The organism is Roseomonas gilardii, from assembly GCF_001941945.1.
In the GTDB taxonomy this organism is placed as follows: Bacteria; Pseudomonadota; Alphaproteobacteria; order Acetobacterales; family Acetobacteraceae; genus Roseomonas.
Genome location: NZ_CP015583.1, coordinates 1,524,980 through 1,545,510, shown reverse-complemented (window position 1 = coordinate 1,545,510; position 20,531 = coordinate 1,524,980). Strand labels below are relative to the sequence as shown.

Here is a 20,531-nt window from a genome sequence, read left to right as displayed (position 1 = left end):
GACACAGAGCGAGGGCCGTCATGCCTGTCCTGAACCGTATCGCCGAGTTCCACGACGAGATGACCGCGTGGCGGCAGGATTTCCACCGCCATCCGGAGCTGGCCTACGAGGAGGTCCGCACCTCCGGCATCGTCGCGGAGAAGCTGCGGGAATTCGGCTGCGATGAGGTCGTCACCGGCATCGCGAAGACCGGCGTGGTGGGGGTGATCCGGGGGCAAGCACCGGGCGACGGCATCGGCTTCCGCGCCGACATGGACGCGCTGCCGATCCTGGAGGAGACCGGGCTCGTCTATGCCTCCACCGTGCCGGGGACGATGCATGCCTGCGGCCATGACGGGCACACCACCATGCTGCTCGGCGCGGCGAAGTACCTGGCGGAGACGCGCAACTTCGCCGGCACCGCCTATGTGATCTTCCAGCCGGCCGAGGAGAATTTCGGCGGCGGCGATGCGATGGTGAAGGAGGGGCTGTTCGAGCGCTTCCCGATGAAGCGGGTCTTCGGCATCCACAACTGGCCCAGCCTGCCCGCCGGGCAGTTCGCCTGGAAGGTCGGCCCGATCATGGCCGCCGTCGCCAACATCACCATCACCGTCACCGGCAAGGGCGCGCATGGCGCCATGCCGCACAACGGCAACGACCCGATCGTGATCGCGGCGCAGATCGTCTCCGCGCTGCAATCCATCGTGGCGCGCAATGTCGAGCCGGTGGAGGCCGGCGTCGTGACCATCGCGCACATCACCGGCGGCCACACCTTCAACGTGATCCCGGAGGTGGTGCGGATGCAGGGCACCGCGCGCTGGTTCAAGCCGGAGATCGGCGACCTGCTGGAGCGCAAGGTGCGCGAGATCGCGGGCGGCATCGCGGCGGCCTTCGGCGCCAGCGCGGAGGTCGATTTCCAGCGCGCCTATCCGGCCACGATCAACGAGGCGGAGAGCACGCGCCTGGCCGCCGAGGCGGCCGCCGTGGTGGTGGGCGAGGGCCGCGTGATCGAGGTGGAGAAGCCGACCATGGGCGGCGAGGACTTCTCCTTCATGCTCAACGTGAAGGACGGGTCCTACCTGTTCCTCGGCGGCGGCCGGACGGGACACGACCCGAACGTCCATCACCCGCTCTATGACTTCAACGACGAGATCCTGCCGGTGGGCGCTTCCTATTTCGCCACGCTGGCGGAACGGCTCCTGCCCCGCCAGGGCTGAGGAGACGGTCCCGCCCGGCGGCGCTTGCCTCGTGCCGCCGGAAGGGCCAGCCTGACCGGATGCTCAGACCGGCCCAGCGGCACCCTTCCCGGCTTCAGGCCCCGGTTCCCCGCCGCGCCGGAGGGCGGGGCCTGCCAGTCTTCGGGCTGCTGCTGGCGGCGGCGGCGCTGGGCGGTTGCGTGCAGGTCGTGACGCCCGATCCCTACTACTATGGGGCACCGGGCTCCGCCGCGGCGGCGGGCGCCGCGGCCGGTGCCGCCCTGGGGGCGGCGATCGATGCCTCCCGGCCGCCGGCCTCCCACAGCTATCCGGCTCCGGCCGTGCCGCCCTATTCCGGGCGCACGAGCCCCTACTAAGGCACGGTCCGGGGGCTCAGCCGCGCAGCACCGCCTCCAGCCGCGTCCAGCCCGCCTCGTCGCCCGGCAGGCCGAAGCGCAGCCGGTCGGGGAGGTCGCGGAAGCCGCGCACCAGGATGCCCGCCCGGCCCAGCCGTCCAAACCAGTCCGCCGCCGCCGCGTGGGAGGCCAGGCGGAAGAGGCTGGTGCCGCCCAGGATGCGGAAGCCCGCCTGGGCCAGCAGCATGTCCAGCCGCAGCGCGTCCACGGCGCAGCGGCGCGATGCCTCGATCAGCCAGTTCCGGTCGCGCAGGGCCGGGATGCCCACCGCCAAAGCGGGGCCGGAGACGGCCCAGGGGCCCATCATCGCGCGCAGCCGCCCGGCCAGGGCGGGCTCGGCCAGGGCGAAGCCCAGGCGCAGCCCGGCCAGCCCGTAGCTCTTGCCGAAGGAGCGTAGCACCAGCAGGTCCGGCCGCGGCAGGAGCGGCGCCGCGTTGCGCTCCGGCCCGTCGAAATCGGCGAAGGACTCGTCCACCACCAGCAGCCTCACCCGGGCCGCCAGCGCCGCCAGCGCTGCCCGGTCGTGCCGGCGGCCATCGGGGTTGTTGGGGTTGCACAGCACCGCCACCTCGTGCCGCGCCAGTTCCCCGGGGTCTTCCGTTTCCGTCACCCGCGCCCCGGCCGCGCGCCAGGACAGGGCGTGCTCGGCATAGGTCGGGCCGAGCACCGCCACGTCGCGCCAGGGCAGGAGATGCGGCAGGAGGCTGATCAGGATCTGCGTGCCCGGCGCGGCGGCCACCATCTCCGGCGATGCGGCGCCATAGGCGGCGGCGGCGATCATCTGGAGTTCCCACAGCGCCTCCGGCTCCGGCAGGCGGGTGAAGGCATCGGCCGGGAAGCGCGGCAGGTGATAGGGCACGGGGTTGATACCCGTGGACAGGTCGAGGAAAGGCTCCGGCGCGCCGGGAAAGAGCAGCCGTGCCGCGGCCAGCCGGCCACCATGTTCGGTCACGGCGCCTGACGCGCCGTCCCGGGGCGTGCTAGCCCCTGCCGCATTCATCGTCAGCAATTCGAACCTGTCCCTTGCCCAGCTTGTTCATCCTGGCCGGCGCGCTCGCGCTGGAAGCCGTCCTTGGCTATCCCGAAGCCGTGTTCCGCAGGATCCGCCATCCGGTGGTCTGGATGGGTGGGCTCATCGCCTGGCTGGAACGCCGTCTGAATCGGGAAACCGGCACGAATAAGGCAAGGCGCCTCGCGGGGTTCCTCGCGCAGTTGCTTCTCCTGAGCGCGGTGGTGGTGCCCGCCGCGCTGCTGCAGCTCCTGCTGCTGCGGTCCCTCCCCTTCTGGCCGGCGGTCGCCCTGCTGGCGCTGCTGGCGGCGAGCCTGCCGGCGCAGCGCAGCCTGCACGATCACGTGCGCGCCGTGGCGCGGGCGCTGGAGGAGCGCGGGCTGGCGGGCGGGCGCGAGGCGGTGTCGCGAATCGTGGGCCGCGACCCCGCCGCGCTGGACGAGGCGGGCGTGGTGCGCGCCGCGACCGAGAGCCTGGCCGAGAACTTCTCCGACGGCGTGGTGGCGCCGGCCTTCTGGTGCGGGGTCGCGGGCCTGCCCGGCATCGCCGGCTACAAGGCCGCCAACACCGCCGACAGCATGATCGGCCACCGCACGCCGCGCTACGCCGACTATGGCTGGGCCGCCGCCCGCTTCGACGACCTGGTGAACCTTCCGGCCTCCCGCCTCTCGGCACTGTGGCTCGTCCTCGCCGCCCTGCTCACCCCCGGAGCCAGCGCGCGGGGGGCGCTGCGCGCGGTGCGGCGGGATGCCAGCCGCCACCGTTCCCCCAATGCCGGATGGCCGGAAGCCGCCATGGCGGGGGCGCTGGGCCTGCGCCTCGCCGGGCCGCGCGTCTATGGCGGCGTGCGGGTGGAGGATCACTGGATGGGCGACGGCCGCGCGGAGGCGGTGCCGGCGGATCTGCGCCGGGCGCTGCGGCTTTACCGGCGGGCCTGCGCGGTGCAGTTCGCGGCGGTGCTGGCGCTGGCCGCGCTCGCCATGGCGGCGGGCTGAGGGCGCGGCGGGGTCAGGCGGCGATCTCTCGCGCCTCGATCGCGTAGCTGAAATGCACGGGGTCCAGGCAATCCGGCTGGCCGTTCGCGGTGAAGGCACAGGGGTACATCAGGAAGGCGAAGTTCGGCTTCTGGTTGCCCATCGCGTCCGGCAGGATGATGTCGGTGGCGCTGTTGTAGCCCACCCAGTTCATCTCCCAGGAGCCGAAGATGCTCTCGCGCAGGGCGCGGATCTCGGCGCTGTCCAGGGCCAGCTTGTGCTCCAGGATGACCTTGCGCACATCCGCCGGATCGATGGGGAACCAGCCGGCATCCTCCAGGAAGACCTCGGAGCGGCAGTGCTGCGCCTTGGAGACGTCGCCGCTGGCGCCCAGCGTCCGGAACTGGCGCGAGCCGGCGACGCGGACCCCGTAGACGTCGCGTGCCGGGAAGCCCGCCGCGCGGGCGAGGCCCGTCATGAGCCCGTTGATGTCGGCGCATTTGCCGCTCAGCCGGCCGCTTTCCAGCATGCCGCGGACATCGCCGAAGCCGCAGCCCGGCGTTTCCGGGTCGCGGGTCGTGTGGTCCACCACCCAGTCGTAGATCGCCCGCAGCCGGGCGCGCGGCTCGCTCAGCCCGGCGGTGATGCGCTGCGCGGTGTCGCGTACGATGCCGTCCGTCTGCACGCTCTCGGTGGGCTGGGTCCAGAACTGGCGCTCGGCCAGGGTGACGGGCACGGCCGGGTCGTGGCCGTCGCGGTCCCGGGTGGCCACGCGCTGGACCAGCTCGGCGCTCCTGGGGGTGTCGGAGCCGGCCTCCCAGTTCATCTTCAGCACCTCGGCGCCGTAGCGCGCGTCCCGCACGACCTGGGCCCGGCCCGTGCCCTGGCAGCGGGTTTCGAGGACAGCCTGGTAGCCGCCGGCCGTCTGCGCCATGGGCAGCCAGAGCTGCGCCGCGCCCGGGGCGTCCTGCAGCGTCACGCGAGTGACGACCTCGAACTGGCGCCAGCCGGGCGGCAGGGGCGCCGGTTGGGGGGTTGGCTGGGCCAGGGCCTGTCCGGGGCTCTGGAGGCCGGCGGTCAGGGTGCCGGCGGCCAGGGTAATGGTGGCTGCGGAAGCCAGAAAGCTGCGACGGTCCATGGATCGACCCCTTCGGTGCCCTGCCTGGGACGATCCTCTCCCGCGCCGCGCCCGGCCCGTCAACGCCGCCCCGGCCGGGAGCCCGATCAGAAGATCGCCAGCGCCCCGTGGGGATCGGGGATCATGCCCGTCCGGCGATGCGCAGCAGGGCTTCCACGTCCACATGCCGCGCCAGATGCGCCGCCAGCGCGTCCAACGCCGCCTCGACCCCGGCCTCGTGCCGGCGCGGCGCCGCGGCGAGGCCCAGGCGCCCCAGCCAGGCCGCCCGCTGCGCGTCGTCGCCGAACAGGCCGTGGACATAGGTGCCCGAAACCAGCCCGTCCGCCGAGACAGCGCCGTCCAGCCGCCCGTCATCGAGGCGGAGCAGCGGGTTCGCCGCGTCCGGCCCCTCGGTGCGGCCCATATGCATCTCGTAGCCGGTGAAGGGCGCGCCTTCCGCCAGCGTCACGCCGCCGGCCGGGCTGAGCCGCTTCTCCCGTGTCAGGACCGTCGAGACGTCGAGCAGGCCGAGCCCCGCCACGCCGCCGGGCGGACCCTCGATGCCCAGCGGGTCCTCGATCCGCCGCCCGAGCATCTGGTAGCCGCCGCAGAGCCCCAGCACCCGCCCGCCCCGCCGCCGGTGCGCCAGGATGTCGATGTCCCAGCCTTCCTCGCGCAGCACGGCGAGGTCGGCGATCGTGGCCTTCGAGCCGGGCAGCACCACGAGGCCGCAATCCCCCGGCAGGGGCGTGCCCCGGCGCAGCAGCAGGAGCTCCACCCCCGGCTCGGCGGCGAGCGGGTCGAGGTCGTCGAAATTGCTGATGCAGGGCAGCACCGGCACGGCGATCCGCAGGGGGGCGCCGGGGTTGCGGGGGGCGGCCCCAAGGGCGGTGAACAGATCCTGTGCGTCCTCAGCCGGCAGGCGGCGCGCCGCGTCGGTGAAGGGCACCAGCCCCAGCGGCGCCCAGCCGGTGCGTTCCGCGATCGCGCGCATCCCCGCCTCGAACAGCGTCGGGTCGCCGCGCATCCGGTTCACCAGGAAGCCGCGGATCATCGCCGCATCCTCCGGCGGCAGAACCGCCTGGGTGCCGACGAGGCTGGCGATCACCCCGCCCCGGTCGATATCGCCCACCAGCACGACCGGCGTGCCGGTGGCGCGGGCGAAGCCCATATTGGCGATGTCGCCCGCGCGCAGGTTGATCTCGGAGGCGCTGCCGGCCCCCTCCACCAGCACGAGGTCGGCCTCGGCCCGCAGCCGCGCGAAGCTGTCGAGGACATGGGGCATGAGTTGGGGCTTCATCGCCTGGTATTCGCGGGCCCGCGCCGTGGCGAGGACGTGGCCCTGCACCACGACCTGGGAGCCGGTCTCGCTCTGCGGCTTGAGCAGCACGGGGTTCATGTGGACGCTGGGCGCCACGCCGGCCGCCCGCGCCTGGAGGGCCTGGGCGCGGCCGATCTCCCCGCCATCGGCCGTGACGGCGGCGTTGTTGGACATGTTCTGCGGCTTGAAGGGCCGCACCCGCAGCCCGCGCTGCGCGAAGAGACGCGCCAGCCCCGCCACCAGCAGCGACTTGCCGACCGAGGAACCGGTGCCCTGGAACATCAGGGCCACGGACATCAGAACTCGATCCCCTGCTGCGCCTTCACCCCCGCCGCGAAATGGTGCTTCACCAGCCCCATCTCGGTGACGAGGTCCGCCGCTTCGACCAGCGCCGGCGGGGCGTTGCGGCCGGTGGCGACGACATGCAGCGAGGGCCGCCGTGCCCGCAGCGCCGCCACCACGGCGTCGGTGCCGAGATAGCCGTAGCGCAGCGCGATGCAGAGCTCGTCCAGCACCAGCAGGGCGAGGTCCTCCCGCGCCATCAGCGCCAGGGCCTTCGCCCAGGCCGCCTCCGCCGCCGCCACGTCGCGGGCGCGGTCCTGCGTTTCCCAGGTGAAGCCCTCGCCCATGCTGTGCCACTCCACCAAGGGGCCGAAGCCTTCCAGCACATGGCGCTCGCCCGTGCTCCAGGCGCCCTTGATGAACTGCACCACGCCGCAGGGCCGCCCATGGCCCAGCATGCGCAGCAGCAGGCCGAAGGCGGCGGTGGACTTGCCCTTGCCGGGGCCGGTGTTCACCAGCAGCAGGCCCTTCTCGATGGTCTTCGAGGCCACCTCGGCATCCTGCACCGCCTTGCGCTTCTCCATCTTCGCGCGGTGGCGGGCGGCTTCCTCCGTGTCGCTCACTTCACCACCATGGGCAGGCCGGCGACGGTGAAGACCACGCGCTCCGCCCGTTCCGCCAGGCGCTGGTGCAGGATACCCGCCGCGTCGCGGAAGCGCCGGGCCAGGGCGTTCTCGGGCACGATGCCGAGGCCGACCTCGTTGGAGACCAGCACCGCCGGGGCGGAACGCTGCGCCAGCGCCGTTTCCAGCGCCACCGCCGCCGCCTCCAGGTCGCGCTCGCCCAGGATCAGGTTGCTCAGCCAGAGCGTCAGGCAGTCCACCAGCACCGGGCGGTGCCGGGCGCGCAGCAGGGCGGCGGGCAGGTCGAGCGGCGCCTCCACCGTTTCCCATTCCGGACCGCGGCGGGCGCGGTGCTCGGCGATGCGGGCGCGCATCTCCTCGTCGAAGGCCTGGGCCGTGGCGATGTAGAGCCAGGGTTTCGGCAGGGCGGCGAGGAGGGTCTCCGCGTGGCGGCTCTTGCCGGAACGGGTGCCGCCCAGGACCAGGGTCAGCATGGGGGTGTCGGGGGAATCGGCAGCCATGGCTTTCCATTGACAGGGCCGGGCCGCCAAGACTACCCCCGCAGCCGATGGTCCCCCGCCATGGGCCGATGCCACCGACAATGCCCGGGGCGGGGGTGAAAAGGGAATGCGGTGAGGGTCGTGCGGCCCGAATCCGCGGCTGCCCCCGCAACTGTGAGCGGAGAGCGGCCTGCCAATCCGCCACTGGCGTGCCGGCCCCGGGAATGGGGCGGCGTGCCGGGAAGGCCGGCAGGCCGCGCCTGATCCGCGAGCCAGGAGACCTGCCATCATCCCCACCGGGCTTGTCCCGGCGGGATGGATCGTGACGCCGGGCGGGGTGCCCCGGCATCGGCGATGCGCCCCGGCCCCCTGGCCGGCGGCCATCGGTTCCCGGCTTCCCCGACCGGAGGGGGCAATGGGAGCGGTCGGCATCCCATGCGCGTGTCGATCCCTGGGGTGCCCCGTTTGGCCGAGCCTGTCCTGCTCCATGTCTGCATCACCTGCCGCGCCGGACTCGATCTGCGCGAGGGCGACGTGCCCGAGGGCCAGCGGCTGCACGACGCCGTGGCCGAAGCCCTGGCGGCGCGGCCGGACAGCCCGGTGCGGCTGCGCGCCGCCACCTGCATGGCCTCCTGCGAGCAGGGCTGCGCCGCCGCCCTCGCCGCGGCGGGCAAGTGGCAGTACCTGCTGGGCCGCCTCCTGCCGGAACAGGCGGGGGACCTGCTGGATTACGGCGCGCTGTTCGCAGCCTCCCGCACGGGGGTGGTCATGCCCTCGAAGCGCCCCGCCTCCCTGAAACAGGTCGTGCTCGGCCGCGTGCCGCCCTTCGCCGCGCCGGAGCCCGCCGAACCCACCCAGACCGCACCGGAGAACGCCGCGTGAGCGCCACCGCCACAAAGATCCCCGCCACCATCGTCACCGGCTTCCTCGGCGCCGGGAAGACCACGCTGGTGCGCCACCTGATGGCCCATGCGCGCGGCCGCCGCATCGCCATCATCGTCAACGAGTTCGGCGCGCTGGGCATCGACGGCGAGACGCTGCGGAGCTGCGGCATCGAGGGCTGCGAAGAGGAGAACATCGTCGAGCTGGCCAATGGCTGCCTCTGCTGCACCGTGGCCGACGAGTTCCTGCCCACCATGCAGGCCCTGCTCGACCGGCCGAACCCGCCGGAGCATATCCTGATCGAGACCTCCGGCCTCGCCCTGCCGAAGCCGCTGATCAAGGCCTTCAACTGGCCCGGCATCCGCTCCCGCGTCACGGTGGACGGCGTGGTGACGGTGGTGGACGGCCCCGCCGTGGCCGATGGCCGCTTCGCCGAGGACCCGGAGGCGGTGGCGGCGCAGCGCGCGGAGGACCCGTCGCTGGACCACGACAACCCGCTGGCGGAGGTCTATGAGGATCAGCTCCTGGCCGCGGACCTCGTGGTGCTGAACAAGACCGACCTGCTGGACGAGGCCGCCACCGCGCGGCTGCGCGCCGGGATCGCGGGCGCCATCCCGCGCGCGGTGAAGGTCGTGCCCGCCCGCGACGGGAAGCTCGATCCCGCCATCCTGCTCGGCCTCAACGCCGCCGCCGAGGACGACCTCGCCGCCCGCCCCTCGCACCACGATGCCGAGGATGGCGCGCACGAGCATGACGACTTCACCAGCTTCGCCCTGCCGCTGCCCGAGCTGGACTCGCCCGAGGCGCTGGTGGCGCGGCTGCGCGCGGTGGCGGAGGCACATGACGTGCTGCGGATGAAGGGCTTCGCCGCCATCGCCGGCAAGCCGCTGCGCCTCGCCGTGCAGGGTGTCGGCACCCGTTTCAGCCACCAGTTCGACCGCGCCTGGGCGCCGGGCGAGGCGCGCCAGGGGCAGCTCGTGGTGATCGGGCAGACCGGGCTGGACCGGGACGCCATCGCCGCCGCGCTGATGGGCTGAGGGAGCGGGCCGCGCCATGCACCTGCTGGTCCGCGAGACGCGCAGCCTGGACGAGGCGGATGCCGCCGTCGATCTCGGCCAGGCGCCCGCGGAGCTGGTGGTGCTCTCCTTCTCCGACGCCGATCTCGGCGCCGCCGCCACGGCCTGGGCGGGGATGGAGGGCGAGCGGCCCGAACTGCGGCTCGCCAGCCTGGGGCGGCTGCGCCATCCGCTTTCGGTCGATCTCTATCTGGAGAACACGCTGGCCGCGTCGCGCTGCGTGATGGCGCGGTTGCTGGGCGGGCTCGACTACTGGCGCTATGGCGCCGAGGAACTGGCGGCGCTGGCGCGGCGGGAGGGGATCGCGCTCGCGCTGCTGCCGGGCGACGGACGGGACGATGCGCGGCTGCGTGCCCTCTCCACCCTGCCGGAACCCGCCTGGCGCTGGCTGGATGCGGGTTTCGCCGCCGGCGGGCCGGAGAATGCCGGGGCGGCGCTGCGCTTCATGGCGGCGCTGGCGCGCGATCCGCTTGCGGCCCTGCCCCCGCCGCCACGGTCCCTCCCCGCCTGGGGCGAGCACGAACTGCCGGGGGATGCTGGCGGGGAAGGTCCGGTTGCTGCCATCACCTTCTACCGCTCGCATCTCCTGGCCGGAGACACCGCGCCGGTCGCCGCCCTGGCCGGGGCGCTGGCGGCGCGCGGGCTGCGGCCCCGGGCGCTGTTCGCCGACAGCCTGAAATCCCCCGGCACGGCGCGGGGCATCGCCGCCACGCTGCGCGGCTGGAAACCGGCGGTGGTGCTGAACCTCACCGGCTTTTCCGCCCGGCGTGACGATTCCGGCTCGCCGCTCGATGCCGCCGGGGTGCCGGTGTTGCAACTGCTGCTGTCCTCCGCCTCGCGCGAAGTCTGGGCCGCCTCGGCGCGCGGGTTGTCGCAGAGCGACCTCGCCATGCAGGTGGCGCTGCCGGAGCTGGACGGGCGCCTGCTGACCACCGCCGTGGCGCACAAGGCCGAGGATGCGGCCATCGCCGGTCTCGGCTTCGCGCGCACCCTGCTGCGCCCGGACCCGGAGGGCATCGCGCTGGCCGCTGATCGCGCCGCCGCCTGGGCGCGGCTCGCCGCCACGCCGCGCGCCGGGCGGCGGCTGGGCATCGTGCTGTCCGATTATCCGGGCGTGGGGGGGCAGGAGGGCCATGCGGTCGGGCTCGACAGCTTCGCCAGCCTCGAAGCCATGCTCGGCCTGTTGAGGGGAGCGGGCTATGACCTGCCCGCGCCGCCGGATGCGGCGACCCTGGCCGAATGGCTTTGCCGCGCCGCGCCCGGGCCCATCCTGTCCCTCGACCACTACCGGCGCCTCTTCGCCGCGCTGCCCGAGGCCTTCCGCGCCCGCGTCGAGGCGGCCTGGGGCGGGGCGGAGGCGGACGCCGCCGTGAAGGATGGCGGCTTCCACCTGCGGCACCTACGGCTCGGCCCACATCTCCTGACCATCCAGCCCGACCGGGGCGATCCGGCGCGGCGCAAGGCGAGCTACCACGACCCCGACCTGCCGCCCCGGCACGGCTTCGTCGCCTTCCATCTCTGGATGCGGGAGGCGGAGCGGGTCCATGCGCTGGTGCATCTCGGCACGCATGGCTCGCTGGAATGGCTGCCGGGCAAGGCGGCGGCACTGGCGCCGGACTGCGCCCCGGTGGCGCTCGTGGGTGGGCTGCCGGTGATCTATCCCTTCATCGTCAACAATCCCGGGGAGGCGGCCGCCGCCAAGCGGCGCCTGGGTGCGGTCACCATCGGGCACCTGACCCCGCCGCTGCGCCCCGCCGGGCTGCATGCGGAGGGGGCGGCGCTGGAGCGGCTGATCGACGAGTATGCCGCCGCCGACGGGCTCGACCGCCGCCGCACCGCCCTGCTCCGGCGCGAGATCCTGGAGCGTGCCGGCGCCTGCGGGCTGCTCGACGAGAGCGGGGTGGCGCGTGAGGCACCGGAGGAGGAGGCGCTGGCCCGGCTCGACGCCTATCTCTGCGACGTCAAGGAGATGCAGATCCGCGACGGGCTGCATGTCTTCGGCCGGGAGCCGGCGCCGGAGCGCCGCGCCCTGCTTCTGGATGCGCTGATGCGCTCCAGTCCCGGCCTGGGCGCGGAGGCGCTGGCCGCGCGGCTCGATGCCTGTGCCCTGGCCGAGCGCGAGGCGCTGCTCGCGGCGCTGGACGGGCGCTTCGTGGCCCCCGGGCCGTCCGGCGCGCCCAGCCGGGGCCGCGCCGATGTGCTGCCGACCGGGCGCAACCTCTTCGCCCTGGACCCGCGCAGCGTACCGACCCGTTCCGCCCTGGTGCTGGCGGAGAAGGCGGCGGCGGAGCTGCTGCGCCGGCACCAGCAGGAGCAGGGCGACTTCCTGCGCCATCTGGTGATCGACCTCTGGGGCAGCGCCACGCTGCGCACCGGCGGCGAGGAACTGGCGCTGGCCCTGGTGCTGCTGGGCGCGCGCCCGGTCTGGGACGCGGAATCGGGGCGCGCCAGCGGCGTCGAGGTGCTGCCGCTCGCCATGCTCGACCGCCCGCGCGTGGATGTGACGCTGCGCATCTCCGGCCTGTTCCGCGATGCCTTCCCGGCACAGATCGCGCTGTTCGACATGGCCGTGCGCACCGTCGCGGCGCGGGACGAGGCGGCGGACTGGAACCCGCTCGCCGCCTCGGCCCGAGGGCTGGAAGGGGGGCTGGAGGGCGACGCCTTCCGCCGGGCCACCGTGCGGATCTTCGGCGCCGCGCCGGGGGATTACGGCGCCGGGACCGAGGATCTGCTCGCCCGGGGCGGCTGGGAGGACAAGGCGGAGCTGGGGCGTGCCTATCTCGCCGCCTCCGGCCATGCCTATGGGCAGGGTCTCGACGGCGCTCCCGATGCGCGGGGCTTCGCGGCGCGGATCGCGGCGGGCGGCGCCTTCCTGCAGGTGCAGGACCATGCCGAGACCGACCTGCTCGACAGTCCGGATCGCGCCGCCCATGCCGGTGGCTTCGCGGCGGCGGCGGCGGGGCTCGGCGCCAGCCCGAGGCTCTACCACGCCGACACCAGCCGCGCCGGAACGCCCAGGCTGCGCGCGCTGGAGGAGGAGATCGCCCGCGTGGTGCGGGGCCGTGCCGCCAACCCGCTCTGGATCGCCGGGCAGATGCGCCATGGCCGCCGGGGCGCGGCCGAGATCGCTCGCGCCGCCGAGGCGCTGCACGGCTTCGCGGCCACGCTTCCCGTCCGCTTCGACCGGCAGTTCGAGCTGTTGTTCGAGCACACGCTGGGCGACGAGGCGGTGGACCGTTTCCTGCGCGACCATAACCCCGAGGCCCGCGAGGCGCTGCGGCGGCGCCTCGCCGATGCGCTGGCGCGCGATCTCTGGCGGCCCCGCCGCAACAGCACCGCCGGGTTGCTGGAGAGCGGCACGTGAGCCCGCCCGCAGCCGAGAGGGGGCCAAGCATGGCCGTGCGGGGCTGGTGTCCCTCGCTGCACGAGCCGATGCGGTCGGGCGATGGCTGGCTGGCTCGCGTCAAGCCGGGCCGTGCCACGCTCACCGCCGGGGCGGCCCGGCTGGTGGCGGCGCTGGCCGCGGGGCACGGCAATGGGCGGATCGAGCTGACCAACCGGGGGAACCTCCAGCTTCGCGGCATCGCGGAGGCGGGGCTGCGGCCCCTGGCGGATGCGCTGGTCGGGGCCGGGCTGGCCGATCCCGATCCGGGCGTGGAGCGGCGGCGCAACCTCGTCTGCCCGCCGTTGCTGGGGCATGACCCGGCGCTGGACCCGCGCCTGCCCGCGCTGATCGCCGCGCTGGAGGGCGCGCTGGCCGATCCGGCGCTGGAGGCGGTTCCGGGCAAGTTCGGCCTGGCCCTGGATGGGGGCGGCGCGCTGCCGCTCGATGCCTCGCGGGCGGATATCCTGCTGCGTGCCGAGGGCGGGGCGCTGCGGGTCCTGCTGGATGGGGCCGTGGAGACGGCACTCTGCCCCTGGGAGGAGGCCGTCCCGGCGGTGTCCCGCCTGCTGCGCCGCTTCGCCGCCGCGCGGGGCGGGGTGCCTGACGGCGTGGAGGAACCCCGGCGGCTGCGCGATCTGGTGCGGCGGGAGGGAGGTGCCGCGCTGTTGCGGGAGGCCGGGCTCCTGCCCGGTGCTGCCGGCCCAGATCCGGGTTCTGGTCCTGGTTCCGCCGCCCGCCCCGGCTTCCTGGCGACGGCACCCGATGGCCGGATGGGGGCCTTCCTGCTCGGCCTGCCGCTGGGGCGGCTCGGCGCCGCGCAGCTCGCGGCCCTGGGCGGGATCGCGGAGCGGTTCGGCGATGGTACGCTGCGCCTGACGCCCTGGCGCCTCCTCGTCATCCCCGGCGTCCTGGCGCGGGACGCATCCCGGCTCGCCGGGGCCGTCGCGGCGGCGGGGGGGATCGCCGATGCGGGCGACCCGCTGCTCCGCATCCGCGCCTGCCCGGGGCTGCGCGGCTGCGCCAGCGCCGGCGTGGACACGGAGGCCGATGCCGCCACCCTCGCGGCGCGCGGACTGCCGCGCGCGGGCTTGCTGCACCTCTCCGGTTGCGCCAAAGGCTGTGCCCATCCCGGTCCCGCCGCCGTCACCCTTGTCGGGGAGGCCCCCGGCGGAGAGGCGGGACGCTACGGCATCCGCCGCGACGCCACGGCGCGCGAGGCGCCGGAGCGTCGGGGACTCAGCATCGGCGAGGTGGCAGACTGGCTCCTCGGCGCACAGGACAGGACGGGCGGCCAGGACGCGGCCCAGAAGGTGGCATGACCTACGACTATATCCGCGACGGCGCGGCGATCTACCGCCAGTCCTTCGCCACCATCCGGGCCGAGGCCGATCTTTCCGGCTTCTCCGCGGAGGAAGCCCGCGTCGCGGTGCGCGTGATCCATGCCTGCGGCATGGTGGAGGTGGTGCGCGCCCTGCGCTTCTCGCCCGGCTTCACCGCCGCGGCCCGCCAGGCCCTGCTGGACGGGCGGCCCATCCTCTGCGACGCCAAGATGGTCGCGCATGGCATCACCCGCCCGCGCCTGCCGGCCGCGAACGAGGTGGTCTGCACGCTCGACGCGCCGGGCGTGCCGGAACTGGCGCGCGAGATCGGCAACACGCGCTCCGCCGCCGCGCTGCACCTGTGGGGCGGGCTGCTGGAGGGCGCGCTGGTGGCGATCGGCAATGCCCCCACCGCGCTGTTCCACCTGCTGGAGCTGCTGGATGCCGGGGCGCCGCGCCCGGCGGCGGTGATCGGCCTACCGGTGGGCTTCGTGGGCGCGGCGGAATCCAAGCAGGCCCTGGCCGCGCGGCACGACATCCCCTGGATGATCGCGGAGGGCCGGCTGGGCGGCAGCGCCATGGCCGTGGCCGCCGTGAACGCCCTGGCGAGCGAGGCCGAGTAGCGTGGCCGCCTGTCCCGCTGCTTCCGGCACGCTCTACACGCTGGGCCTCGGCCCCGGCGATCCGGAGCTGCTGACGCTCAAGGCCGCCCGAATTTTGCGGGAAACGCCGGTCTTCGCGCATTTCGCCAAGCGCGGCCGCGCCGGGAATGCCCGCACCATCGCCACGCCGCATCTGCCGCCCTCGGCGGAGGAGTTGCGTTTCGAGTATCCCTATACCACCGAGATCCCGCTGGACGATCCGCGCTACCTGACCGGCATCGCGGGCTTCTACGAGGAATGTGCCGCGATCCTGGCCGCGCGCCTGCGGGCCGGGCAGGATGTCGCGCTGCTCTGCGAGGGCGATCCGTTCTTCTACGGTTCGTCGATGTATCTCTTCGACCGGCTGCGGGACGAGTTCCGGCAGGAGGTCGTGCCCGGCATCACCGCCATGGGCGGCTGCTGGGCCCGGGCCGGGACGCCGATCGTGCATGGCGACGACATCCTCACCGTCCTTCCCGGCACGCTGGACGGAGAGCGCATGGCGGAGCGGCTGCGCGGCACCGATGCGGCGGTGATCATGAAGGTCGGCCGCAACCTGCCGAAGATCCGCGCCGCGCTGGAGGCGGTGGGCCTTACCGCCCGCGCCCTCTATGTCGAGCGCGGCACCATGGCGGAGGAGCGGATCACGCCGCTCGCCGAGCGAGACGACGCGCCCGCGCCGTATTTCTCGCTGGTGCTGGTCCCGGGCCGGCAGCGGCCGCGATGAGCGGCTCCATGTCGGCTGCCGGCTGGCTCCGCGTTATCGGCCTCGGCCCCGGCGCGCCGGACCTGCTGGCGCCCGAGGCCGCCGCCGCCCTGGAGGGGGCGAGCGACCTGATCGGCTACGGTCCCTATGTCGCCCGCGTGCCGGACCGCCCCGGCCTCACCCGCCACGCCACCGACAACCGCGTGGAGCTCGACCGCGCCCGTCATGCCCTGGCGCTGGCCGCCGGGGGGGCCGCGTGGCCGTGGTCTCCGCCGGGGATGCGGGCGTCTTCGGCATGGCCAGCGCGGTCTTCGAGGCGCTGGAGGCCGGGCCCGTGGAATGGCGGGGCCTGGACATCGCGGTGATCCCCGGGATTTCCGCCATGTTCGCCGTGGCGGCGCGGGTCGGCGCGCCGCTGGGGCATGATTTCTGCGCCATCTCGCTGTCCGACAACCTCAAGCCCTGGTCGCTGGTGGAACGCCGGCTGCGCCTCGCCGTCGAGGCCGGCTTCGCCATCGCCCTCTACAACCCGATCTCCCGCGCCCGCGCCTGGCAGCTTGGCCAGGCGCTGGACCTGTTGCGCGACATGCTGCCGGGCACGGTGCCGGTGGTCTTCGCCACCGCCGCGACGCGGCCGGAGGAGCGCATCGACATCGTGCCGCTGGAACGGGCCGATCCCGGCCGCGCCGACATGCGCACCCTGGTGCTGGTCGGCACCGAGGCCTCGCGCCTGATCGAGCGTCCCGGCGGACGGCCCTGGCTCTACGCGCCGCGCAGCGCCTCATGACGGGCCAGGACCCAGCACAGGGCCCCGCTGCTGTCCGTGGCGGTCTCGGCGGGGGGCAGGGCCGGGCGCGACACCATCACCACCGGCAGGCCGAGCTCCCGCGCCGCCTCCAGCTTGGCCACCGTCGCGAGGCCGCCGGAATTCTTGGTGACGATCACCTCGATGGCGTGTTCGCGCAGCAGGCGGCGCTCGGCCTCCACGGTGAAGGGCCCGGCTCCGGGCAGGAAGGTGGCGTGCGGCGGCAGGCTGGCCGGGTCCGGCGGGTCGATGCTGCGGATCACGTAGCGGTGCCAGGGCGTGTCGCAAAAGGGCGCCAGTTCCTTCTGCCCCACGGTGAGCAGCACGCGGCGCGGGGTCTCGCCCGATGCCCCGCCCAGGGCCCCACCGAGAGCCCGGGCGGCGGATTCCATGTCCGGCACAGGGGTCCAGCGATCGCCCTCCCCGGCCACCCAGGCCGGGCGCTCGATCCGCAGCAGGGGCAGGCCCGCCAGCGCCGCCGCCTCCACCGCATGGCCCGACATCCGGGCCGCGAAGGGGTGGGTGGCGTCGATCAGCAGGTCCACCGCCTCGGCCCGCAGGAATTCCGCCAGCCCCGACGCGCCGCCGAAGCCGCCGCGCCGCACCGGCACGGGCTGCGGCCGGGGGGAGCGGGTGGCGCCGGCCAGCGAGAGCACCACGTCGAAGCGCTCGTCGCCCGCCAGCACGATGGCCAGCGCCGAGGCCTCGGTGCTGCCGCCCAGAATCAGAATGCGTGTCAGGATTCGCGTCGGCGAGGGGTCGTCCATGGCGCGCTGGCTTAGCATCATCGGGCTCGGCGAGGATGGGGCGGAGGGGCTGTCGCCCGCCGCCCGCACGCTGCTCGCCGGCGCCATGCATGTCTTCGGCGGGCAGCGGCACCTGGCGCTGGCGGCGCCGCTGCTGCGGGGGGAGGCGCATCCCTGGCGCAGCCCGCTCGCGGAAAGCTGGCCGGAGCTGCTGGCCCTGCGCGGCCGGCCCGTCGCGGTGCTGGCCTCGGGCGATCCCTTCCTCTTCGGGGTCGGCGCCAGCCTGGCGCGGCTGGTTCCGCCGGAGGAGTTCCTGGCCCTGCCGGCGCCGTCCTCGCTCGCCTTGGCCTGCGCGCGGCTCGGCTGGGCGATGCAGGAGGTGGCAACGGTCTCGCTCTGCGGCCGCCCGCTGGAAACGCTGCGCCCGGCCTTGCAGCCAGGGGCGCGGGTGCTGGTCCTGGCCGCCGATGCCGCCACGCCCGGGGCGGTCGCCGGCTTCCTGTGCCGGCATGGCTTCGGCCCCACGCGGATGCACCTGCTGGAAGCCCTGGGCGGTCCGCGCGAGCGGCATCGCCGCCTGATGGCCGGGGAGCCCCTGCCCGCCCCGATCGACCCGCTGAACCTGCTGGCGCTGGAGGTCGAGGCGGCGCCCGGCGCCCGCGTCCTGCCGCTCGCCAGCGGGTTGCCGGACGAATTCTTCGAGCATGACGGGCAGATCACCAAGCGCGAGATCCGCGCCGTCACCCTGTCCAGCCTCGCGCCACGGCAGGGCGGGATGTTGTGGGATATCGGCGCCGGCTCGGGCTCCCTGGGCATCGAATGGATGCTGCGGCACCCCGCCAACCGCGCCATCGGCTTCGAGCCCCGCTCCGAACGCGCCGCCCGGGCCGCGGGCAATGCCGCGCTGCTGGGCGTCCCGGCGCTGCGGATCGTGGAAGGCCGTGCCCCGGAGGCCCTGGCGGGGCAGCCGGCGCCGGATGCCGTCTTTGTCGGCGGCGGGGTGAGCCATCCGGGCCTGCTCGACGCCGCCTGGGAGGCCCTGCGCCCCGGCGGGCGGATCGTGGCCAATGCGGTGACGCTGGAGGGCGAGTCCGCCCTCGCCGCCGCGCTGGGCCGGTGTGGCGGCACGCTGGCGCGGATCGGCGTGGAGCGGCTGGACCGGCTGGGGGGGATGCACGGCTTCCGCCCCGCCATGACCGTCACGCAATGGGTGGCGGAGAAGCCATGAGGGAGGTCTTCGCCGGTATCGGCTGCCGCCCGCTCTGCCCGGCAGAGGAGATCGTCGCCCTGCTGCGCCGTGCCGAGACGCTGGCGGGGTGCCGGGCCACGCGCCTCGGCATCCCGGATTTCCGGACCGGGGCGCCCGGCCCGCGCGAGGCCGCCGGGCGCCTCGGCCTGCCCATCCAGCCCATCCCGCGCGCGGCGCTGGAGGCCGAGCAGCCCCGCTGCCCCACCCGTTCCGGGGCCAGCCTGCGCGCGACCGGGCTGGCCTCCGTGGCCGAGGCCGCCGCGCTCGCTCTGGCAGGGCCGGGCGGGCGGCTGGTGCTGCCCCGCATCGCCTCCGCCAACGCCACCTGCGCCCTCGCGACAGGACCCGCATGACCGTCCATTTCATCGGCGCCGGCCCCGGCGCGCCCGACCTGCTGACCCTGCGCGGCCGCGACATCCTCGCCCGCTGCCCGGTCTGCCTTTACGCGGGCTCCATCGTCCCCGCCGCCATGCTGGAGCACTGCCCACCCGGGGCCCGGCTGGTGGACACGGCGCCGATGAGCCTGGACGAGATCGAGCGCGAATATGTCGCCGCCCATGCCGCCGGGCAGGACGTCGCCCGGCTGCATTCCGGCGACCTGTCGATCTACAGCGCCCTGGCGGAACAGCTCCGCCGGCTGGAGGCGCGCGGCATCCCCTATACGTTGACGCCGGGGGTCCCCGCCTTCGCCGCCGCCGCCGCCACGCTGGGCCGCGAGCTGACCGTGCCGGGGGTGGCGCAGAGCGTGGTGCTGACCCGGGTTTCCGGCCGCGCCTCCGCCATGCCGGCGGGCGAGACGCTGGAGGCTTTCGGCGCCACCGGCGCGACGCTGGCCATCCACCTCGCCATCCATGCCATCGCGCGGATCGTGGAGACGCTCACGCCGCTCTATGGCCCGGACTGCCCCGTGGCGGTGGTGGTGCGGGCGAGCTGGCCGGACGAACGCATCCTGCGCGGCACGCTCGCCACCATCGCCGCGCGGCTGGCCGAGGCCCCGGCGGAACGCACCGCGCTGGTGCTGGTCGGCCCGGCGATGGACGCCGAGGGGTTCCGCGAGAGCGCCCTCTACAGCCCCGACTACCGCCGCCGCTTCCGGGGCAGAGGTGGTCCTCAGACAGAGGGCGGCGAGACGTGACGGAAGGGCGCCCGGCCCAGCAGCCGCCCCTCGCGGTCGAAGACCACGAGTTCCAGCATCGAGGGCGCGCCGAGCAGCACATGCGCCGCGGTGTCCCAGGCCCGCAGCGCCACCGCCTCGCCCAACGCGATCCCGGCCTCCGCGGCCAGGGCGAAGCCCTCGGCCACGGTGTTCGCCATGGCGATGCGCGCCGCCACCGCCTCCGGCGCCCCGCCTTCCCGCGCCAGGGCGGCGAGCGCGCCCAGATCGGCCGAGCCGCGTTTGGAATGCAGGTCGAGGCGACCCTGGGCCAGCTTGGTCATCTTCGCCAGGCCGCCCGCCACGGTGACGCGCGGCACCGGATGCGCGCGCAGGTATTTCAGCATCCCGCCGACGAAGTCGCCCATGTCGATCAGCGCCTGTTCCGGCAACCCGTGCAGGTGCCGGATGGCGTCCTCGGAGGCGCTGCCGGTGGCGCCCGCGACGTGGTCCAGCCCCATGGCCCGCGCCACGTCGATGCCGCGATGGATGGAATGAATCCAGGCCGAGCAGGAATAGGGCACCACCACCCCGGTCGTGCCCAGGATGGAGAGGCCGCCCAGGATGCCCAGCCGGGGGTTCAGCGTCCGCTGCGCCAGGGCCTCGCCGCCCGGCACGGCGATCTCCACCTCCAGGTCGGGCTCCGCGCCCACCTCCGCCAGCGCCTCGGCGATCATGCGGCGCGGCACCGGGTTGATGGCGGGCTCGCCCACCGGCAGCGGCAGGCCGGGCCGCGTCACCACGCCGACCCCCGGCCCGGCGCGGAAGCGCAGCCCGCTCCCCGCCGCGCCCCGCCGCACCGTCGCCCGCACCAGCGCCCCGTGTGTCACGTCCGGGTCGTCGCCCGCATCCTTCACCACGCCCGCCGAGGCCCAGCCCTCCCCCCGCGCCTGCTCCGCGAGCGCGAAGCCGGGTTCCTCCCCGCGCGGCAGGCGGATGGTCACGGGATCGGGGAATTCGCCGGTCAGCAGGGCCGTGAAGGCCGCCTTCGCCGCCGCCGTGGCACAGGCCCCCGTGGTCCAGCCCCGGCGCAACGGTGGTTCGGCTTGCACACCCCCCAGCATAGGCCCGGCCCCGGAGCCTGTCATGGCGCGGCGGCGCTGTTGGTTCGGACCGGGGCCAGAGGGGCTCTGCCCCTCTGGACACCCCGCC

General features: G+C 74.6%; 19 protein-coding genes, 1 pseudogene and 1 riboswitch. Of the genes and pseudogenes, 13 read left to right on the top strand and 7 right to left on the bottom strand.

The genetic code is table 11. From position 1 onward, the window contains the following. Positions 1–20 precede the first annotated feature (20 nt). Both RGI145_RS06975 and RGI145_RS06970 read left to right on the top strand, forming a co-directional pair. Positions 21–1,196: a M20 aminoacylase family protein gene (locus RGI145_RS06975; RefSeq protein ID WP_075797792.1), complete on the top strand. Its 1,176-nt coding sequence runs from the start codon at positions 21–23 to the stop codon at positions 1,194–1,196. A 59-nt stretch (positions 1,197–1,255) separates the two neighbouring features. Beyond that, a complete protein-coding gene (locus RGI145_RS06970) occupies positions 1,256–1,552 on the top strand; it encodes a hypothetical protein (RefSeq protein ID WP_075797791.1) in 297 nt (98 codons plus the stop codon). 16 nt (positions 1,553–1,568) lie between these two features. Here the strand turns inward: RGI145_RS06970 and cobD are convergent, their stop codons facing one another. Then, the gene (gene cobD / locus RGI145_RS06965; RefSeq protein WP_237183231.1) at positions 1,569–2,543 is read right to left on the bottom strand and encodes a threonine-phosphate decarboxylase CobD; all 975 of its coding nucleotides are present in this window, start codon (positions 2,541–2,543) and stop codon (positions 1,569–1,571) included. A 71-nt stretch (positions 2,544–2,614) separates the two neighbouring features. Between cobD and cbiB the strand changes: the two genes are divergently transcribed. Next, positions 2,615–3,595, top strand: a complete 981-nt coding sequence (gene cbiB / locus RGI145_RS06960) for an adenosylcobinamide-phosphate synthase CbiB (RefSeq protein WP_156878459.1) — start codon at positions 2,615–2,617, stop codon at positions 3,593–3,595. Positions 3,596–3,608: 13 nt separating this feature from the next. Here cbiB and RGI145_RS06955 read toward each other — a convergent pair whose 3' ends face one another. The 4 genes from RGI145_RS06955 to cobU all read right to left on the bottom strand — a co-directional run bounded on the left by RGI145_RS06955 (position 3,609) and on the right by cobU (position 7,438). After that, entirely contained in the window at positions 3,609–4,712 is a 1,104-nt protein-coding gene (locus RGI145_RS06955) for a transglutaminase-like domain-containing protein (RefSeq protein WP_075797789.1), read from the bottom strand. A gap of 121 nt (positions 4,713–4,833) precedes the next feature. Then, positions 4,834–6,309 carry a cobyric acid synthase gene (locus RGI145_RS06950; RefSeq protein WP_075797788.1) on the bottom strand — a complete coding sequence of 492 codons (1,476 nt, stop codon included), beginning with the start codon at positions 6,307–6,309 and terminating at the stop codon, positions 4,834–4,836. After that, complete coding sequence (gene cobO, locus RGI145_RS06945) at positions 6,309–6,917, bottom strand: cob(I)yrinic acid a,c-diamide adenosyltransferase (RefSeq protein WP_075797787.1); 609 nt, start codon at positions 6,915–6,917, stop codon at positions 6,309–6,311. The genes RGI145_RS06950 and cobO overlap by 1 nt, the downstream gene beginning before the upstream one ends. Beyond that, positions 6,914–7,438 (bottom strand): bifunctional adenosylcobinamide kinase/adenosylcobinamide-phosphate guanylyltransferase, encoded by a 525-nt coding sequence (cobU, locus tag RGI145_RS06940; protein ID WP_208863945.1) that lies wholly within the window; start codon positions 7,436–7,438, stop codon positions 6,914–6,916. The genes cobO and cobU overlap by 4 nt, the downstream gene beginning before the upstream one ends. A 31-nt stretch (positions 7,439–7,469) precedes the next feature. Further along, positions 7,470–7,720, top strand: a riboswitch (cobalamin riboswitch). Positions 7,721–7,852: 132 nt separating this feature from the next. Here cobU and RGI145_RS06935 point away from each other — a divergent pair. The 7 genes and pseudogenes from RGI145_RS06935 to cobJ all read left to right on the top strand — a co-directional run bounded on the left by RGI145_RS06935 (position 7,853) and on the right by cobJ (position 16,213). Then, positions 7,853–8,299 (top strand): DUF1636 family protein, encoded by a 447-nt coding sequence (locus RGI145_RS06935; protein ID WP_075797786.1) that lies wholly within the window; start codon positions 7,853–7,855, stop codon positions 8,297–8,299. Continuing rightward, the gene (gene cobW, locus RGI145_RS06930) at positions 8,296–9,336 is read left to right on the top strand and encodes a cobalamin biosynthesis protein CobW (protein ID WP_075797785.1); all 1,041 of its coding nucleotides are present in this window, start codon (positions 8,296–8,298) and stop codon (positions 9,334–9,336) included. Before RGI145_RS06935 ends, cobW begins: the two co-directional genes overlap by 4 nt. A gap of 16 nt (positions 9,337–9,352) precedes the next feature. After that, a complete protein-coding gene (cobN, locus tag RGI145_RS06925) occupies positions 9,353–12,739 on the top strand; it encodes a cobaltochelatase subunit CobN (protein WP_075797784.1) in 3,387 nt (1,128 codons plus the stop codon). Next, entirely contained in the window at positions 12,736–14,079 is a 1,344-nt protein-coding gene (gene cobG / locus RGI145_RS06920) for a precorrin-3B synthase (RefSeq protein ID WP_156878458.1), read from the top strand. The genes cobN and cobG overlap by 4 nt, the downstream gene beginning before the upstream one ends. Continuing rightward, positions 14,076–14,702 carry a precorrin-8X methylmutase gene (locus tag RGI145_RS06915; RefSeq protein ID WP_075797782.1) on the top strand — a complete coding sequence of 209 codons (627 nt, stop codon included), beginning with the start codon at positions 14,076–14,078 and terminating at the stop codon, positions 14,700–14,702. The genes cobG and RGI145_RS06915 overlap by 4 nt, the downstream gene beginning before the upstream one ends. 1 nt (position 14,703) lies before the next feature. Further along, positions 14,704–15,447, top strand: a complete 744-nt coding sequence (locus RGI145_RS06910) for a precorrin-2 C(20)-methyltransferase (protein WP_075797781.1) — start codon at positions 14,704–14,706, stop codon at positions 15,445–15,447. 8 nt (positions 15,448–15,455) lie between these two features. Beyond that, positions 15,456–16,213 (top strand): annotated as a pseudogene (gene cobJ / locus RGI145_RS06905) (precorrin-3B C(17)-methyltransferase). Here cobJ and RGI145_RS06900 read toward each other — a convergent pair. Beyond that, positions 16,189–17,016 carry a cobalt-precorrin-6A reductase gene (locus RGI145_RS06900; protein WP_237183230.1) on the bottom strand — a complete coding sequence of 276 codons (828 nt, stop codon included), beginning with the start codon at positions 17,014–17,016 and terminating at the stop codon, positions 16,189–16,191. The pseudogene cobJ and the gene RGI145_RS06900 sit on opposite strands and share 25 nt — an antisense overlap. Here RGI145_RS06900 and cbiE point away from each other — a divergent pair. The 3 genes from cbiE to cobM are packed head-to-tail and all read left to right on the top strand — an operon-like array spanning position 16,997 to position 19,361. Beyond that, positions 16,997–18,205 (top strand): precorrin-6y C5,15-methyltransferase (decarboxylating) subunit CbiE, encoded by a 1,209-nt coding sequence (gene cbiE / locus RGI145_RS06895; RefSeq protein WP_208863944.1) that lies wholly within the window; start codon positions 16,997–16,999, stop codon positions 18,203–18,205. The two genes, RGI145_RS06900 and cbiE, sit on opposite strands and share 20 nt — an antisense overlap. Then, entirely contained in the window at positions 18,202–18,579 is a 378-nt protein-coding gene (locus RGI145_RS06890; protein ID WP_208863943.1) for a cobalamin biosynthesis protein, read from the top strand. Before cbiE ends, RGI145_RS06890 begins: the two co-directional genes overlap by 4 nt. Next, on the top strand, positions 18,576–19,361 hold the full coding sequence (gene cobM / locus RGI145_RS06885) for a precorrin-4 C(11)-methyltransferase (protein ID WP_075797779.1): 786 nt from the start codon (positions 18,576–18,578) through the stop codon (positions 19,359–19,361). The genes RGI145_RS06890 and cobM overlap by 4 nt, the downstream gene beginning before the upstream one ends. Here the strand turns inward: cobM and RGI145_RS06880 are convergent. Continuing rightward, positions 19,337–20,443 (bottom strand): cobalt-precorrin-5B (C(1))-methyltransferase, encoded by a 1,107-nt coding sequence (locus RGI145_RS06880; RefSeq protein ID WP_083670501.1) that lies wholly within the window; start codon positions 20,441–20,443, stop codon positions 19,337–19,339. The two genes, cobM and RGI145_RS06880, sit on opposite strands and share 25 nt — an antisense overlap. Between the last annotated feature and the right edge of the window lie 88 nt (positions 20,444–20,531).

Coding starts and splice junctions, on each gene's coding strand:
- cobU (WP_208863945.1), bottom strand. CDS start 7,438: ATGGCTGCCGATTCCCCCGACACCCCCATGCTGACCCTGGTCCTGGGC.
- cobN (WP_075797784.1), top strand. CDS start 9,353: ATGCACCTGCTGGTCCGCGAGACGCGCAGCCTGGACGAGGCGGATGCC.
- cbiE (WP_208863944.1), top strand. CDS start 16,997: ATGGCGCGCTGGCTTAGCATCATCGGGCTCGGCGAGGATGGGGCGGAG.
- RGI145_RS06915 (WP_075797782.1), top strand. CDS start 14,076: ATGACCTACGACTATATCCGCGACGGCGCGGCGATCTACCGCCAGTCC.
- RGI145_RS06935 (WP_075797786.1), top strand. CDS start 7,853: ATGCGCGTGTCGATCCCTGGGGTGCCCCGTTTGGCCGAGCCTGTCCTG.
- RGI145_RS06955 (WP_075797789.1), bottom strand. CDS start 4,712: ATGGACCGTCGCAGCTTTCTGGCTTCCGCAGCCACCATTACCCTGGCC.
- RGI145_RS06890 (WP_208863943.1), top strand. CDS start 18,202: ATGAGGGAGGTCTTCGCCGGTATCGGCTGCCGCCCGCTCTGCCCGGCA.
- RGI145_RS06975 (WP_075797792.1), top strand. CDS start 21: ATGCCTGTCCTGAACCGTATCGCCGAGTTCCACGACGAGATGACCGCG.
- cobM (WP_075797779.1), top strand. CDS start 18,576: ATGACCGTCCATTTCATCGGCGCCGGCCCCGGCGCGCCCGACCTGCTG.
- RGI145_RS06880 (WP_083670501.1), bottom strand. CDS start 20,443: ATGCTGGGGGGTGTGCAAGCCGAACCACCGTTGCGCCGGGGCTGGACC.
- RGI145_RS06970 (WP_075797791.1), top strand. CDS start 1,256: ATGCTCAGACCGGCCCAGCGGCACCCTTCCCGGCTTCAGGCCCCGGTT.
- RGI145_RS06950 (WP_075797788.1), bottom strand. CDS start 6,309: ATGTCCGTGGCCCTGATGTTCCAGGGCACCGGTTCCTCGGTCGGCAAG.
- RGI145_RS06900 (WP_237183230.1), bottom strand. CDS start 17,016: ATGCTAAGCCAGCGCGCCATGGACGACCCCTCGCCGACGCGAATCCTG.